Genomic DNA, 15,254 nt, shown 5'->3' on the forward strand with positions numbered 1-15,254 from the left:
GTCGCCGAACGCGCGCGCGACGCGGGAGGCCTCGGGCGCGCGGCCGAGCACGCTCACGAGCGGGAGCACGGCGAGCGGCACGAGGGTCGCGATGGCGCCGGCGAGGGGAACGCCGTCGGCGCCCCAGGCCGGGAAGAGCAGGAAGGCGGCGGCGAGCCCGGCGACGATGGCCGCCCAGGCGCCCGCCCGCGTCGCGCGCCTCCAGAAGAGGCCGTAGACGAAGGGCGCGAGGAACACCGCCGACAGCGTGCCCCAGCTCATCACCATGAGGTTCACGATGACGGCGGGCTTCGCGAGCGCGATCGCGAGCGAGAGGCCGACGAACACCGCGCACAGCGCGCGCAGCACCGCCATCTGGCGCCGCGGCGCGCGCTCCCGCCCGGCCACCGCGCCGTAGAGGTCGATCCCGATCGCCGAGCTCGAGACGAGCACGAGCGACGAGAGGCTCGACATCGAGGCCGAGAAGACCATGAGCACGATCACGAGCACGAGCGTCTCCGGCAGCCCGGAGGTCGTGATGAAGTGCGGCATGATCTTGTCCCAGATCGGCCCCGAGGGCCCCATGAGCTCGGCCGGCAGGCGCGCGCCGTACCGGAGGTGCGTGAGCGCGCCGCTGTAGTACGCGCCGAAGGCCATGAAGAGGGCGAAGACGCCGGCGATGACGAGCGCGCGGTCGACGTCGGCGCGAGAGCGGATCGAGTAGAACTTCTGGACCATCTGCGGGAGCGCCCACGGCCCGAGGCTCGTGATGAGGACGAGCGCGGCGAGGGTGAGCCAGCCGGGCACGGCGAGCGCGAGCGGCGTCCCCGCGCCGACGTGCTTCACCGCGACGAGCCCCGGCGCCATCGCGGCGGGATCGCCCAGGAGGCGCCGCGTCGCCTCGACGAAGCCCCCTGCCTCCGGGCGGTGCGCGAGCAGCCACACCATGAGCATCACGCCGGCGAACTCCACGATGCCGCGCAGGAAGTCGCTCACCGCGACCGCGAAGTAGCCGCCCATCACGAGGTACACGGCGGTGATGGCGGTGAGGAGGTAGAGCGCCGTCTCGTAGCGGATGTGGAGCGTCAGCTCGAAGAGGTACGAGAGCCCCATCAGCACGGACGCGGAGTAGGGGACGAGGAACACGAACACCACGAGCGCGGCGACGACCTGGAGCGCGCGCGAGCCGTAACGCGCCGCCAGGAACTGCGGCATCGTGATGGCGTCGAGCCGCGCCGTCATCTCGCGCGTGCGGGCGGCGAGGAGCTTCCAGGCGAGGATCGTCCCGACCACGACGTTGCCGAGGACGATCCAGAGGGTGTGGATCCCGAAGCCCCAGCCGAGCTTGCCGGCGTAGCCGATGAACAGCACCGCCGAGAAGTAGGTCGTGCCGTAGGCGAACGCGCTCATCCACGGTCCCAGGCTGCGGCCGCCGATGAAGAAGTCGTGCACGTCGCGCGTGCGGCGCATGGCGAGCCAGCCGACGGCGACCATCGCGAGCACGTACGCCACGACGATCCCCACATAGACCCATGAAGGCATGCCCCGCATGGTAGTCGGGCGACACTCATCCGTGAACACCCGGCGCGCTGGGGAGTGACGCCGGCGGAGCTATGCTCCGCGCGCGGGGGCGCAGCCCCCGTCGAAGCGTCGCCGGACGACCGCCCGATTCGCGAGTCAGCGGCGGCGTCGTCCAGCCCGCAGCCCACCCCGGCGGAGGTTCATCGCGTGCCACGCACCATCATCGAGCCGTTCCGGATCAAGTCCGTCGAGCCCATCCGCATGACCACGCGGGAGGAGCGGGCGCGCTTGCTCGAGGCGGCGCGTCTCAACCCGTTCCATCTGCGGGCCGAGGACGTACTCCTCGACTTCCTCACCGACTCCGGCACCGGCGCGATGTCGGCGCGCCAGTGGGCTGCGCTCATCGAGGGGGACGAGAGCTACGCCGGGGCGCGGAGCTTCTTCCGCTTCGAGCGCGCGGTGCAGGAGCTCACCGGCTACCCGCACGTCATCCCGACGCACCAGGGGCGGGCGTCGGAGCGGATCCTGTTCTCGGTCGCGACGAAGCCGGGCGACGTCGTCCCGTCGAACACGCACTTCGACACCACCCGCGCGAACCTCGAGTACGACGGCGTCGAGCCGCTCGACCTGGTGGTGCCGGAGGGGCTCGAGCCGAGGAGCCGCCACCCGTTCAAGGGGAACATCGACCTCGCCAAGGTCGAGCGCCTCCTCGCGGAGAAGGCGGATCGGGTGCCGTTCGGCATGATCACCCTCACGAACAACTCCGGCGGCGGGCAGCCGGTCTCGCTCGAGAACGTCCGGGCGTACGCGGCGCTGCTCCGCCGGCACGGCAAGCCGCTCGTGCTCGACGCCTGCCGCTTCGCCGAGAACGCCATGTTCGTGAAGCTGCGCGAGCCGGGCCAGGCGGACCGGACGCCGCGTGAGATCGCGCGGGAGTTCTTCTCCCTCGCCGACGGCTGCCTCGTGTCGGCGAAGAAGGACGGGCTCGCCAACATCGGCGGCTTCATCGCGCTGCGGGACGAGCGGTGGGTGGAGGCGGCGCGGAACCTCCTCATCCTGACGGAGGGCTTCCCGACCTACGGTGGCCTCGCGGGGCGGGACCTCGAGGCGATCGCCGTCGGGCTCGAGGAGGTCCTGCACGAGGACTACCTCCGCTACAGGCTCCGGACCGCCGAGTACCTCGGCGAGAAGCTCCTCTCCGCGGGCGTCGGCATCGTCGAGCCCACCGGCGGCCACGCCGTCTACCTCGACGCGAGGAGCTTCCTCCCGCACCTCTCGCCCGCCGACTATCCGGCCTGGTCGCTGTCGCTCGCGCTCTACCTGGAGGGCGGCATCCGCGGCGTGGAGATCGGCTCGGTGATGTTCGGGAAGCGGCTCGACGACGGGACGGAGACCTACCACCCGCTCGAGCTCGTGCGGCTCGCCTTCCCGCGCCGCGTCTACACCCAGAGCCACTTCGACTATGCGGCCGAGGTGATCTGCGAGCTCAAGGCGAAGGCGCGCGAGGTGCGCGGCGTGCGCTTCACGCGCCAGGCGAAGTTCCTCCGCCACTTCACGGCGGAGTTCCGCTGGGCGTGAGTCGTGGCGCGCAAGGCGCACGAGACCGGAGCCGAGGCGGGCTACCGCAGCGACGCGCGCCGAGGCGTACTGCCTCCGTACGCCGCAGGCGCAAGGAGCGAGGACGCCCGCCGCAGGCCCGGTATCGTGCGCCGAGGCGCTACTTCGGGACCTTCCGGTTGAACTCCTTCAGGTCGTCGGCTGTGGGCGCGGTGGTCGCGTCCGGCTCCTGCGCAGGCGCGGCGGCGACGACGGGCTTCGCCGGCTCCTCCGCGACGGCGAGGGGGATGGCCGGTGGGATGAGGCGCGTCTCGGGCTCGCGCGGCTTCGAGCAGGCGGACGCCGCCGCGATGGCGGCGAGCAGGGTGACGGGGACGAGCGGCAGGTAGAGGCGGGGCATCGGGGCTCCTCGGTGCTTCGGGTTCGAGGAGCGCTGGTGCAGCCGGCGTGCCCGCTGCTCGACCGCGCTCGGACGCGCGAATCCCCGGCGCGGTGGACGGCGGGACACGGCCGGCGTGTCCCGACGCCCACGGCCGCGGTTCCCCGGCCAGGGCGGCGCCGGCCCGGTCGCGATCGGCTATTCATGGCGCCCTCCGTGTTCATCGCTCTCTCGAAGACCCTCGACCTCGCGGTCGCGCCCCTCACCTGGACCCTCGCCCTGTTCCTCCTTGCGGCGCTCCTCCACCGCCGCCCGCGCGCGCCCTGGGCGCTCGGGCTCGCCGCCGCCGCCGTACTCGTCACGTTCTCCGTCGCGCCGGTGGCGAACGGGATCCAGCGCTTCGCGGAGTCGGGCGCGGAGCGCACCTTCCGGCCCGACGTCGTGTACGACGCGGCCATCGTGCTCTCGGGACAGGTGGACGCGGACGCGTCGCGCGCGAGCGGCGAGACCGAGTTCCAGGATGCGGTCGATCGCGTGCTCCGCGGGCTCGAGCTGTGGCGCGCGGGCCGCGTTCGTCACCTCGTCCTCTCCGGTGGCCCGGTGGAGGCGGCGCCGCGCGAGCCGTCCGAGGCGGAGCGGCTGCGGGACAAGCTCGTCGAGTGGGGCGTCCCCGCGGCGGCGATCGTGGTCGACCCGCGCAGCCGCAACACGCGCGAGAACGCCATCGAGTCGGCGCGACTCGCGGCGGCGCACGGGTTCCACTCGCTCCTGCTCGTCACGAGCGCGGCGCACGTGCCGCGCGCGCTCGGCTGCTTCCGGGCGGTGGGGCTCTCGCCGGACGTGCTGCCGGTCGATCGGCGCGCCGGGCGGGGCGGGAGCTGGCTGCCGCGGGCGAGCGTGCTCGCGCAGAGCACGAAGGCCCTGCACGAGCTCGCGGGGAGGGTGGTCTACAGGCTCGCCGGCTACAGCCGCTGACGGCGGCGAGCGAGCAGGGCGCTACTGCACGCGATCGGCGGCGACGCGCGCGGTGAGCGCGGGCGCGGCGCGCGAGGGGCCGAGCGACGCGAGATCGCCGTGCGTGCGCGCGACGTGGATGTCGATCCAGCGCGGAAGCCAGGAGGTGAAGCGGACCTCCTGCAGCGCGACGAGGCCACGGCGCGTGACGCTGTCCACGAGCTCGTCGAGATCGGAGAGGAAGCGCTCGTGCTCGTGCGCGTGGCGGGAGAGGCTCTTCGCGCCGGCATCCCGGAGCTTCGCCTCCTCCTCGATGAACTGGGCCTCGGCGGCGACCCGCAGCAGCTCGAGCCGCGTCACCGCCTCGTCCACGCGCCCGGCCCGGACGGTCTCTACGAGGCGGTTGGTGCGGTGCAGGAGATCGCGCTGCTTCGCGTCGATCGAATCAATCCCGACCGCGTGACCCGAGTGCCACTGAATCCACATGAGGCGCGCCTCCTGCCGTGGTGGGCTCCGGTGCGTTGGAGCCGTGTCGAGTGGGAACGACACGCCGAATTACCACGCTGACTCCGTGCGGCGCGAGGCCGCATGGGGGATTTCTCGACATCGCGAGCGAACCGTCGTGTTCACGCGGATCTCGCGATCTCGACCGGAGGGCTCTGCAAAGCGATCGATTCGCGGGTCGGAAGAAGACCGCTCCGCTCGATCTCGGAGATCCAGGCGGGCGAGCGGCCGGGCGATCCGGGGCGTAGCACGAACCGTGAATCACCGCGCCGCACCTCCTTCGCCACCCCGGGTGAACGGCCGCGGCGGCTTCACCGCAGCGGGTGAAGGTGATCGACGACGCCGCGGCCGCGGCCGACGGCGTAGGAGCGCCTGAGCCCCTCCGTCAGGTAGGCCTTGGCGGCGCGCACCGCGTCGAGGAGCGCGTCGCCGAGCGCCAGGCGCGCGCAGATCGCGGCCGAGAGCGTGCAGCCCGTGCCGTGCGTGTTCTCGGTCTCGACGCGCGGAGCAGCGAGCTCGACGAGCGCCGCGCCGTCGAAGAACACGTCCACCGCGTCGCCCTCGAGCGCGCCGCCCTTCACGAGCACGGCTCGCGCGCCGAGCGCCGCGAGGTCCCGCGCGGCGGCGCGCATCGCGGGGACGTCGCGCACCGGGCGGCCGAGCAGCACGGCGGCCTCGTGCAGGTTCGGCGTGACGAGCGCCGCGTGCGGGAACAGGCGCTCGACGTAGGCGCGCTCGGCCGCCGCGTCGAGCAGCCGATCGCCGCTCTTCGCCACCATGACCGGATCCACGACGAGCGGCCCGAGCGGCAGCCGCGCCGCCGCCTCGGCGACCGCCGCGATGATCCCCGCGCTGGCGAGCATGCCGGTCTTCGTCGCGGCGACCGTCATGTCCGTCGCGACCGCCTCGATCTGCGCGACGACCATGGCGGGCTCGAGGGCCACCCAGGCCGTCACGCCGACGGAGTTCTGAGCGGTGATGGCGGTGAGCGCCGAGGTGCCGTGGAGGCGGTGGGCTGCGAACGTGCGGAGGTCCGCCTGCACGCCGGCGCCGCCGCCGGAGTCGGAGCCCGCGATGGTGAGGGCGACCTTCATGGCGCGGCAACATAACCGAAAGGCCCCGGCCGGGCGGGTCCCGATGCCGGCGCCGCGCGCCGGGGCCCACCGGGGGGCGGGGCCCCGGGTCCGGGCGCGCCTAACATGCAGCGGTGACGCGCCGCCTCCTCTGCCTGCACGGCCACTTCTACCAGCCACCGCGCGAGAACCCCTGGATCGAGGCGATCGAGGTCCAGGACTCCGCGGAGCCGTTCCACGACTGGAACGAGCGGATCGCGGTGGAGTGCTACGCGCCGAACGGCGCGGCGCGCCTCAAGAACGCGGGAGACCGCATCGTCGACATCGTCAACAACTACGTCCACCTGTCGTTCAACTTCGGGCCGACCTTGCTCGCGTGGCTCGAGCGGGAGCGGCCGGACGTGCACGCGCGCGTCGTCGAGGCGGACCAGAAGAGCGCGGACCGGCGCGGTCACGGGAACGCGCTCGCGCAGGGCTACAACCACGCGATCCTCCCGCTCGCGTCGGCGCGCGACCGGCGCACGCAGATCCGCTGGGGCATCGCCGACTTCCGCCGCCGCTTCGGCCGCCCGCCGGAGGGCTTCTGGCTGCCGGAGACCGCCGCGGACACCCCGACGCTCGAGGCGCTCGCGGAGGAGGGGATCCGCTACACCGTGCTCTCGCCCTACCAGGCGCGCCGGGTGCGGCCGCCCGGCGGCGAGTGGCTGGACGCGACCGACGCGCGGTTCGATCCCACCCGGCCTTACCGCGTGCGCGCGGGCCAGCGCGAGCTCGCCGTGTTCTTCTACGACGGGCACATCGCCCGCGATCTCGCCTTCGGCGACGCGCTCTCGTCGCCCGACGCGCTCCTCCGCCGCCTCGAGGGCGGGTTCGACCCGGCCCGCGAGCACGACGAGATCCTCACCATCGCGCTCGACGGCGAGACGCTCGGTCACCACAAGAAGGGCGGCGACGAGGTGCTCGCGGCGGCGCTGCGCCTCCTCGGGAAGCGCGACGATCTCGAGCTCGTGAACCTGGGTCAGGCGCTCGATCGGATCGAGCCGGAGTGGGAGGCGGAGATCGCGGAGGGCTCGTCCTGGAGCTGCGCGCACGGGATCGAGCGCTGGCGCTCCGACTGCGGCTGCAGCGTGGGGGCGGAGCCCGGCTGGAACCAGGCGTGGCGCGCGCCCCTGCTCGCCGCGCTGGAGACGCTGCGCGGCGCGCTCGGGGACGTGTTCGAGCGCGAGGCGGCGGGCCTGCTCTCCGATCCGTGGGGCGCCCGGGATCGGTACGTGGAGGTCGTGCTCGACCCCGACCGACGCGACGCGGACGAGGTCCTGCGCCGCGAGGCGGGGCGGCCGCTCGGGCCGGACGAGACGGTGAAGGCGCTCCGGCTCCTCGAGATGCAGCGCCAGTCGCTGCTCATGTTCACGAGCTGCGGCTGGTTCTTCGCGGAGCTCTCCGGGCTCGAGACCGTCCAGGTCATGAAGTACGCCGCGCGCGCCATCCAGCTCGCACGGGACGCGTCGGGGGTGGACCTCGAGCCCGGGTTCGTCGAGGCGCTCGCGCGCGCGCCCTCCAACGTGCCGGCGCTCGGGGACGGGCGGCACGTGTACGAGAAGCTGGTCCGCCCGAGCGTGGCGTCGCTCGAGGGCGTGGGCGCGCATCTGGCCGTCGCGAGCTCCGTCCGCGACATGCCGGAGGAGGGGCGCCTGTTCTGCTTCCGGTACCGGCTGAACGGGGGGCGCCGGGCGCAGTCGGGGCCCGCGACGCTCGCGACGGGACGGATGCACCTCGAGAGCGTCATCACGCGCGAGTCCCTCGACGCGCTCTACTGCGTCGTCCACTTCGGCGCGGCGGACTTCCGCTGCGGGCTCGTGGCGTACCCGGGCGCGGAGGCGCACGCCGAGATCGAGCGGGTCCTGTTCGCCCGGCTCGAGCGGATCTCCTTCGCCCGCCTGCTGCGCGAGGTCGATCGCGCGTTCCCCGGCCGCGACTACACCCTGCGCGACCTGTTCCTCGACGAGCGCCGCCACGTCGCGGACGTGCTGCTCGAGGGGGCGATGCGGCGGTACGAGGACGACTACCTGCGGGTGTTCGAGGACAACCGGCGCCTCATGGAGTTCCTGCGGGAGATCGACTCGCCGGTCCCGACGCCGCTCCGGGTCGCCGCCGACGTGACGCTCACCCGCCGCATCCTCGACGTCACCGGCCGCGCGCGCACGGGAGCGGTGGCCATCGACGAGGGGATCGCCGAGCTCCTCGCGACCGTCCAGCTCGCCAGCGCGCTGGGGGCGCACTTCGACATCGTGAAGGTTCGCCGCGAGGTCGAGGCGCTCGTGCGGTCGCGCGTCGAGACGCTCATCGCGGGTCACGGCGGCCCGGCGCGCGCGGACGAGCTCATCGCGATCCTCGAGCTCGCCCGGCGCGTCGGCCTGTGGCTCGACCTCTGGGAGCCCCAGAACCGCTTCTGGGAGTGGGCGGGCGCGCGGGGGATCACGCTCGACCGGGAGCGGACCGCCGGGCTCGCCCGGCGGCTCTGGTTCGACGAGGCGACGCTCCTCCTCCGCGCCGGGTACGCCCCGCGCCGGACCGAGGCGCCGCGCCCGCTCCGCTGACGCGGCCCGCGGCCGCCGCGCGGCTCACGCGCGACCACATCGGTCCCGTCCGTCGCACCCCCGGCGTGCGGGGCCGCATCGCGTCCGCGTGGCGCCCGCGTGTAGAATCCGCGCCCCCGGCGGCTCCTCGCCGGCGAGCAGGGAGGCACGGATGACGAAGACGGAGCGGACGGTCGCGCTTTACGTGGCGGCGAGCCTCGCGGGTGCGCTCGCGCTCGTGCTCCTCCAGGCGATCGCGGGTGGCGTGCTCTCTCGCGCGCTGGAGCTCTCCGAGGAGTCCGTCTGGCGGGGCCTCGGCGTGGCGCGGTTCGGGCTCTTCAAGCTCGGGCTCTTCTTCGCGGTGTTCGGCGTCTCGTGGTTCGTGCTCCGGGGCGAGAGCCTCGCGCGGCGCGTCGGGGCGGGGCTCGTCGCCACGGCCGTGCTCGGGTGGGTCGCGAAGGAGCTGGTCTTCGCGGATCGCGGCCTCGCGGCGCTCTACGTGCTGCTGGGGCTCGCGGCGACGTTCGCGTCCGCGTTCGAGGCCTGGCGCCGCTGGGCGGCGGCGGTGGTCCTCGGGCTCGTGGTCGCCGCGACGGCGCTCGCGTCGCAGGGCGACTCGCTCGTCGAGGGCCGGAACTTCTTCGCGGCGATCGTGGTGGGCGTGCTCTTCTGCGCGCCCGCCATCGCCTGGGTGACCGCCACGGGCGAGGCGGTCGACCGGGCCGGCAGCGCGCTCGATCGCTGAGCGACGCCTCGCGACTCGCGAATGACGCCTGTTCGATCGCCTTCGGCGTGTCGCGAGCGGGCACGAGAACAGGAGGGCCGGTCGCGCGGCGCGGAATCACTGGCGCGATGGCGACCCGGGTGTCCGGCATTCGCCCGAGCCTGACCCACCGTTGATTCCAGGGCCACGCGGGGCGACGATGTCCGCCATGTCGACGCTCGTCGCCCTGACCGCCGTGCTCCTCGCGTCCGGCTCCGCACCTGCCGCGTCGGTCGAGCCGCCCGCCGCGCCAGCTCCCACGGCCGCGCGGGCACCGCCGGCCGTCGTCGTCCACGGCGGCGCGGGGAGCGCGCGCGTCCGGATGGACGCGACCGGCCCGGCCGCGCAGCGGGGCCTCGAGGTGCTGCGCGGCGGCGGCTCCGCGCTCGATGCGGCGATCGCGGCGGTGGTGCGGCTCGAGGACGACTGCCGGTTCAACGCGGGCACCGGCGCGAACATCCGGATGGACGGGAAGACCGTCCAGATGGACGCGGCGGTGATGGACGGGGCGACGGGCGGCTTCGGGGCGGTCGCCGCGATCGAGCGGGTGAAGAACCCCGTGCTCGTCGCGCGCAAGGTCATGGAGACGCCGCACCTCCTCGTCGTGGGCGACGGCGCGACGCGGTTCGCGCGCGCGATGGGCTTCCGGGACCACGACCCGATCTGCCCGGAGAGCCGCGCCCGGTACGCGCGCGTGCGGCGGATCCTGTCGGGCAAGGAGCAGGGGACGGTCCCGGCCTGGCGCCGCTACGACTGGCGCAAGGCGTGGAACTTCCCGGGGCCGATCCCGGCGGAGCTGAAGGAGGCGCTCGGGACGCCCGACACGGTCGGCGCGGTCGCCCGCGACGCGCAGGGCCGCTTCGCGGCCGCCATCAGCACCGGCGGCACGACGATCACCTTCTACGGCCGCGTCGGCGACGTGCCCATCTACGCGGCGGGCATCTACGCCGGCCCGCACGGCGCGGTCGCGTGCACGGGCAACGGCGAGGACATCGTGAAGCGGCTCGTCGCGAGGACGGTCTACGACGACCTCGCGCGCGGGACGCCGGCGCAGGAGGCGGTGGAGCGCGCGCTCGCGGCGTTCCCGCCCGACGTGGACCTCGGGCTCGTCGCGCTGTCCGCGGACGGCGAGGGCGGCGGCTGCAACTACTCCGCGGAGCGCAAGGCGTTCGACGTCCGCTACCGCGAGAACATGGCCTGGAGCGTGGCGCGGTGAGCGCGCTCGCGCCCGCCGAGGCGTGCGCGGTCACGAAACCGTCACACGGGGCGTCGTTGCCCGCGCCGCCGCGCGGGTCTAGGCTGCGCGCCGTGCCGGGGGGCCGATCGAGGGGGGACGTCATCGCGACCGCGCTCGCGAGGTGGATCGGTCCGGACACGGCCCGCGCGGTGGTGCGTACGTTCTCCGACCGCGTGCTCGGCATGAGACCGGACGAGATCCGGCCCGAGGACGTCCCCCGGCTCCTCGACGCGCTCCGCCCGATGTTGCGGACGCTGCTCGGGCAGGGCCCGGCCGAGCACGTCCTGGCCGAGCTCGAGGAGGCGCTCCGGTGAGCACGCGCTACGGACGGCTCGCCGCGATCCCCGTCGCAGGCGCCGCTGCGGTGGCCGCGCTGGCGGCGGTGACCGGCAGGGAGCACGAGCTCTGGTTCACGACCCAGCTCGTCGCGCAGTCGCTCGCGACCGCGGGGTGCCTCGTGGCCGCGGCGGCGTTCGAGCGGCGGGACTTCATGTTCCGCGCCTGGATCCTGTCCGCCGTGTCGTTCCTCCTGCCCGTCGTGAACAAGCTCACCACGGGCCCGCACGGCGACTGGCTCCTGGGCCCCGGGGGGCGCGCGCTCCAGGTCGGGTACATCCTCGCGGTGAACGTCGCCGCCGTGGGGAGCGCGCTCCTCTTCGTCGGCGCGTTCTTCCGCGCCGGGCTCGCGCTCACCGGCTCACGGGTGGAGGACGCGCTCGACGTCGCGGCGGTGCTCGTGGTGGGGCTCGGGCTCGGGGTCCCCACGCTCCTGCGCGACGGCGCGGACGCGCTCGTCGCGGGAGGCGCCTCGCAGGCGTTCTTCGACGCGGTCTCGGTCGCGGGCGACATCGTCTGCTTCGTGCTGGTCGCGCCGCTGTTCCGCATCGCCCGGCAGTTCCGCGGCGGCGCGCTCCAGTGGCCGTGGGGGCTGCTCGCCGCCTCCAACCTGTGCTGGCTCTTCTACGACGCGGCGGCGACCGGCGCGCGGGTCGCGCACTCGGGTGCGCTCCGCGCCGTGAGCGAGGTGGTGCTCGCGCTCGCGAGCCTCTGCGCGCTCTCGGCTGCGCTCGCCCACCGGCAGGTCGTCGCGGAGTCCCGCAGCGCGCGCACGCCGGCCGGCCCACCGAGCGTGACGCGGTAGACGCCCCGCGGGGCGGTGTCACGGGCCTCACTTTCCTGATAGCGTCAGCCGTTCGATGACGCGCCCCGTTCGCCCAGGCGTCGGAGGGGACGCGCCGCCTTCGCCGTCCGGCGGTGTCCTCGCCCGCGCCGTCGCCTTCTTCGTCGCCTACGTGCTGCTCGCAGCAGCGGGCGACGCGTTCTCCGCCTACCCGGGCGCGTTCGCGACGTACTGGCCCCCGGTCGGGCTGTACGCGGGCGCGCTGCTCCTCTTCCGCGGCCGCGAGCGGCTCGTCCTCGTCGCCGCCGCCGTGGCGGCGGAGATCGTCGCGAGCGCCGCCACCGACCGCAGCGCGACGCTCATCGCCGTCAACACAGTGGTGGACCTGCTCGACGCCGCCATCGCCGCGGCGCTCGTGTCGAGGCTCGCCGGGCCGCGGCGCTCGACGGCGAGCGTCCGCGGCGTCGCCGCGCTCGTACTGCTCGGGGCGTTCGCCGCGCCGCTCGTGCCGTCCGCGCTGGGCACGGCGAGCGCCATGGCGCACTACGGCTGGTCGGGGACGGAGCGGTTCTTCCACGCGTGGCGGGCGTGGTGGACGGGTGACGCGCTCGGGATCCTCGTCTTCGCGCCGCTCGTCGTGTCCTGGATGCCCGGCCGGCGCCGCCCGCGCCCGCTCACCCTCTCTCGCGCGCTCGAGGCGGTCGTCGTCACCGCCGCGCTCGGAGGCTCGGCGGTGCTCGTCTTCACGGGCGGGGTCAGGCTCGAGCGGAGCTACCTCCTCCTGCCGCCGCTCGTCTGGGCGGGCTCGCGCTTCGGCGTGCGGGGCGCGTCGGCCGGGGCCGCGATCGTGTCGCTCGTCGGGGCTGCGCTCACCTCCCGGTCGCGCTACTTCGACCCGGGCTCCACGATCACGGCCGCGGACGTGCAGATCCAGCTCCTCGTGTTCATCGCCGTCGCGACCGCGCTCGTCCTCGGCGCGGCGCTCGCGGAGCGGGAGCGCACGCTCTCCGCGCTCGCCGAGAGCGAGGCGCGGTTCGAGGCGTTCCTGCGCCACACGCCGGCCGTCATCTTCATCAAGGACGCCGTGGGCCGGATCGTCACCGGGAACCCGAGCTTCGCGCGCGCGCACCGCGCCCGCCTGCCCGAGCTCCAGGGCAAGTCGGCCGCGGAGATGTTCCCGCCCGCCGTCGCGGAGCGGGTGGCGTCCGTCGACCGGACCGTCCTCGAGACGGGCGAGATCGCCCGGGAGGAGATGGAGCTCTCCGGGCGCTCGTTCGTCACGCTCAAGTTCCGCATGCCGCGCGACGAGGAGGCGCCGCTCCTCGGCGGGGTGGCGCTCGACGTGACCGACCTCCGCCGCGCCGAGCGCGCGCTGCGCCTCGCGCAGACGGCGCTCGAGCGCGGCTACGCTCCCGTGCTCATCCTCGACCCGGGAGGCCGCGTCACCTATGCGAACGATGCGGCGCAGCGGCTGTTCGGGTGCGGCGCCGCGGAGCTCGTCGGGCGCGCGGTCTGGGACGTGGACGGCGGGTTCGTGGAGGCGGGCTGGCCGGCGCGATGGGAGGAGATCCGGACGCACGGCGCGGCGGTGCTCGACGGGATGGTTCGGCGGCCGGACGGCCGGGCCGACGCCGAGGTGGCGCTCTCGCACCTCGCCTTCGACGGCGCCGAGTACGCGATCTACACGGCCCGCGATCTCACCGACCGTCGCCGCGCCGAGGCCGCCGAGCGGCTCGCGGCGGTCGGGACGCTCGCCGCGGGGATGGCGCACGAGATCAACAACCCGCTCACCTTCGTCTCGGCGAACCTCGGCTGCGCGCGCGAGGCGCTGGGGGCCCGCGCGGGCGAGCCGGAGGTGTCGGAGGCGCTCCAGGCGCTCGAGGACGCCGCCGAGGGGACGCGCCGGATCGCGCGCATCATCCGGGACCTCGGGATCGTCTCGCGATCGCGGCGGGAGGGGCGGCGGCCGATCGACCTGCGCGACGAGATCGGGGGGGCCGCGAAGCTCGCCGAGCACGAGATCCGCCACCGCGCGCGGCTCGTGCTGCGGCTCGATCCCGTGCCGCCGGTCCTCGCGTCCGAGTTCCAGCTCGGCCAGGTGGTGCTGAACCTGCTCGTCAACGCGGCGCACGCGATCCCGGAGGGCGACGCGGCCACGAACGAGATCCGCGTGACCTCCCGCACCGGGGCGGAGGGGGAGGCGATCGTGGAGGTCTCGGACACGGGCGCCGGCATCCCGGCGGAGCTGGGGCGGCGGGTGTTCGAGCCGTTCTTCACGACGAAGCCGCCGGGCCAGGGCACCGGGCTCGGGCTCTCGGTCTGCCACGGGATCGTCTCGGGGCTCGGCGGGAGGATCGAGCTCGAGAGCGAGCCGGGGAGGGGGGCGCTGTTCCGGGTCGTCCTCCCTGCTGCCTCCGAGGCGCGGCGCCCCGAGCCGGCGACCCCGCCCGCCGGGCGGGCCGAGCGCGCGCGCATCCTCGTCGTGGACGACGAGCCGCTCATCGGGAGCACGGTCCGGCGGGTCCTCGCCGATCACGACGTCGACAGCGTGACGGACGCGCGCGCCGCGCTCGCGCGCCTCGCGGGCGGCGAGCGCTTCGACGTGGTCCTGTGCGACCTGATGATGCCGGACCTCACCGGCATGGATCTGTACGAGGCGCTCGCGCGCGCGGCGCCCGGCATGGCCGCGCGGATGGTGTTCATCACGGGGGGCGCGTTCACCGAGCGGGCGCGGCGGTTCCTCGAGGGGAGCGGCCTGCCGCGCATCGAGAAGCCGTTCGCGCCGGCGGCGCTCCGCGAGGCGGTGGGCGCGCTGCTCGCCCGCGAGCCGGATCGCCGGGCCGGGTGACCGCCCGGGGCGCGCCGCGAAGGGCTCGAGCCGCTCCGGGCGCGCCGGTATGGATGAGGGTGGGATGGAGCCGGTCGTCACCTTTCGTGAAGTCACCCGGGAGTACCGCACGGCGGGCGGCGCCGTGCTCCGCGCGCTGCGCGGCGTGTCCGGCGAGGTGCCTGCCGGGCGCATCGTGGCGGTGACCGGCCGGAGCGGCTCCGGGAAGTCCACGCTCCTCCACCTCGCCGCCGGCATCGACGCCCCCACCTCCGGCGAGGTCGTCCTGCTCGGCCGGCCGCTCGCGGCGCTGCCGGATCGCGAGCGGACGCGCCTCCGGCGCGACCACGTCGGGCTCGTGTTCCAGTTCTTCCACCTGCTGCCCCACCTCTCGGTGGAGGACAACGTGCTCGTGCCCGCGCTCGTCGCGGGAGATCCGCTCCGGGAGGCCGCCGTCCGCGCCCGGGCCCTGCTCGAGCGCGTGGGCCTCGAGGAACGCGCCGGGGACGCCGTGCAGAAGCTCTCCGGCGGGGAGATGCAGCGGGTCGCGCTCTGCCGGGCGCTCCTGCGCCGGCCGCGCCTCCTCCTCGCGGACGAGCCGACGGGGAACCTCGACGAGGAGAGCGGCGAGCGCGTCATGGATCTCCTGCTCGGGCTCGCCCGCGACGAGGGGAGCGCCGTGCTGTTCGTGACGCACAGCCGCGAGCTCGCCGCCCGCGCCGACGAGGCCTGGACGCTCCACTCCGGCCTCCGGGAGCCCTGAG

13 protein-coding genes are annotated in these 15,254 nt (G+C 74.6%); 9 read left to right on the forward strand and 4 right to left on the reverse strand.

The window, feature by feature from the left end:
* Positions 1-1,521: sodium:solute symporter family protein (locus MNY62_RS19280; RefSeq protein ID WP_242345974.1), on the reverse strand; the 1,521-nt coding region annotated here is incomplete at its 3' end.
* 186 nt (positions 1,522-1,707) lie between these two features.
* On the opposite strand from MNY62_RS19280, the gene MNY62_RS19285 reads away from it, so the two are divergent.
* On the forward strand, positions 1,708-3,078 hold the full coding sequence (locus MNY62_RS19285) for a tryptophanase (RefSeq protein WP_242345976.1): 1,371 nt from the start codon (positions 1,708-1,710) through the stop codon (positions 3,076-3,078).
* Positions 3,079-3,217: 139 nt separating this feature from the next.
* On the opposite strand, the gene MNY62_RS19290 is transcribed toward MNY62_RS19285, so the two are convergent.
* Complete coding sequence (locus MNY62_RS19290) at positions 3,218-3,457, reverse strand: hypothetical protein (RefSeq protein ID WP_242345978.1); 240 nt, start codon at positions 3,455-3,457, stop codon at positions 3,218-3,220.
* A gap of 183 nt (positions 3,458-3,640) precedes the next feature.
* Here MNY62_RS19290 and MNY62_RS19295 point away from each other — a divergent pair, with 183 nt between their 5' ends.
* Positions 3,641-4,411, forward strand: a complete 771-nt coding sequence (locus tag MNY62_RS19295) for a YdcF family protein (protein ID WP_332842368.1) — start codon at positions 3,641-3,643, stop codon at positions 4,409-4,411.
* Positions 4,412-4,432: 21 nt separating this feature from the next.
* On the opposite strand, the gene MNY62_RS19300 is transcribed toward MNY62_RS19295, so the two are convergent.
* The gene (locus tag MNY62_RS19300; RefSeq protein WP_242345980.1) at positions 4,433-4,876 is read right to left on the reverse strand and encodes a bacteriohemerythrin; all 444 of its coding nucleotides are present in this window, start codon (positions 4,874-4,876) and stop codon (positions 4,433-4,435) included.
* A 329-nt stretch (positions 4,877-5,205) separates the two neighbouring features.
* Complete coding sequence (gene thiD, locus MNY62_RS19305; RefSeq protein WP_242345982.1) at positions 5,206-5,988, reverse strand: bifunctional hydroxymethylpyrimidine kinase/phosphomethylpyrimidine kinase; 783 nt, start codon at positions 5,986-5,988, stop codon at positions 5,206-5,208.
* A 113-nt stretch (positions 5,989-6,101) separates the two neighbouring features.
* Here thiD and MNY62_RS19310 point away from each other — a divergent pair, with 113 nt between their 5' ends.
* From MNY62_RS19310 to MNY62_RS19340, 7 genes are all read left to right on the forward strand, one after another.
* Positions 6,102-8,564, forward strand: coding sequence for a DUF3536 domain-containing protein (locus tag MNY62_RS19310; protein WP_242345984.1), 2,463 nt, complete (start codon positions 6,102-6,104; stop codon positions 8,562-8,564).
* A 151-nt stretch (positions 8,565-8,715) separates the two neighbouring features.
* Positions 8,716-9,288 carry a hypothetical protein gene (locus tag MNY62_RS19315; RefSeq protein ID WP_242345986.1) on the forward strand — a complete coding sequence of 191 codons (573 nt, stop codon included), beginning with the start codon at positions 8,716-8,718 and terminating at the stop codon, positions 9,286-9,288.
* Positions 9,289-9,475: 187 nt separating this feature from the next.
* Entirely contained in the window at positions 9,476-10,522 is a 1,047-nt protein-coding gene (locus MNY62_RS19320; protein WP_242345987.1) for an isoaspartyl peptidase/L-asparaginase, read from the forward strand.
* Between the two features lie 92 nt (positions 10,523-10,614).
* Positions 10,615-10,857, forward strand: a complete 243-nt coding sequence (locus tag MNY62_RS19325; RefSeq protein WP_242345988.1) for a hypothetical protein — start codon at positions 10,615-10,617, stop codon at positions 10,855-10,857.
* Positions 10,854-11,684, forward strand: a complete 831-nt coding sequence (locus tag MNY62_RS19330; protein WP_242345989.1) for a hypothetical protein — start codon at positions 10,854-10,856, stop codon at positions 11,682-11,684. Before MNY62_RS19325 ends, MNY62_RS19330 begins: the two co-directional genes overlap by 4 nt.
* 55 nt (positions 11,685-11,739) lie before the next feature.
* Positions 11,740-14,511 (forward strand): MASE1 domain-containing protein, encoded by a 2,772-nt coding sequence (locus MNY62_RS19335; RefSeq protein WP_242345990.1) that lies wholly within the window; start codon positions 11,740-11,742, stop codon positions 14,509-14,511.
* 64 nt (positions 14,512-14,575) lie between these two features.
* Complete coding sequence (locus MNY62_RS19340) at positions 14,576-15,253, forward strand: ABC transporter ATP-binding protein (protein ID WP_242345991.1); 678 nt, start codon at positions 14,576-14,578, stop codon at positions 15,251-15,253.
* Position 15,254: the final 1 nt, after the last annotated feature.

Origin of the sequence: Anaeromyxobacter terrae (genome assembly GCF_022690685.1) — a bacterium.
GTDB classification, from domain to species: Bacteria; Myxococcota; Myxococcia; order Myxococcales; family Anaeromyxobacteraceae; genus Anaeromyxobacter; species Anaeromyxobacter terrae.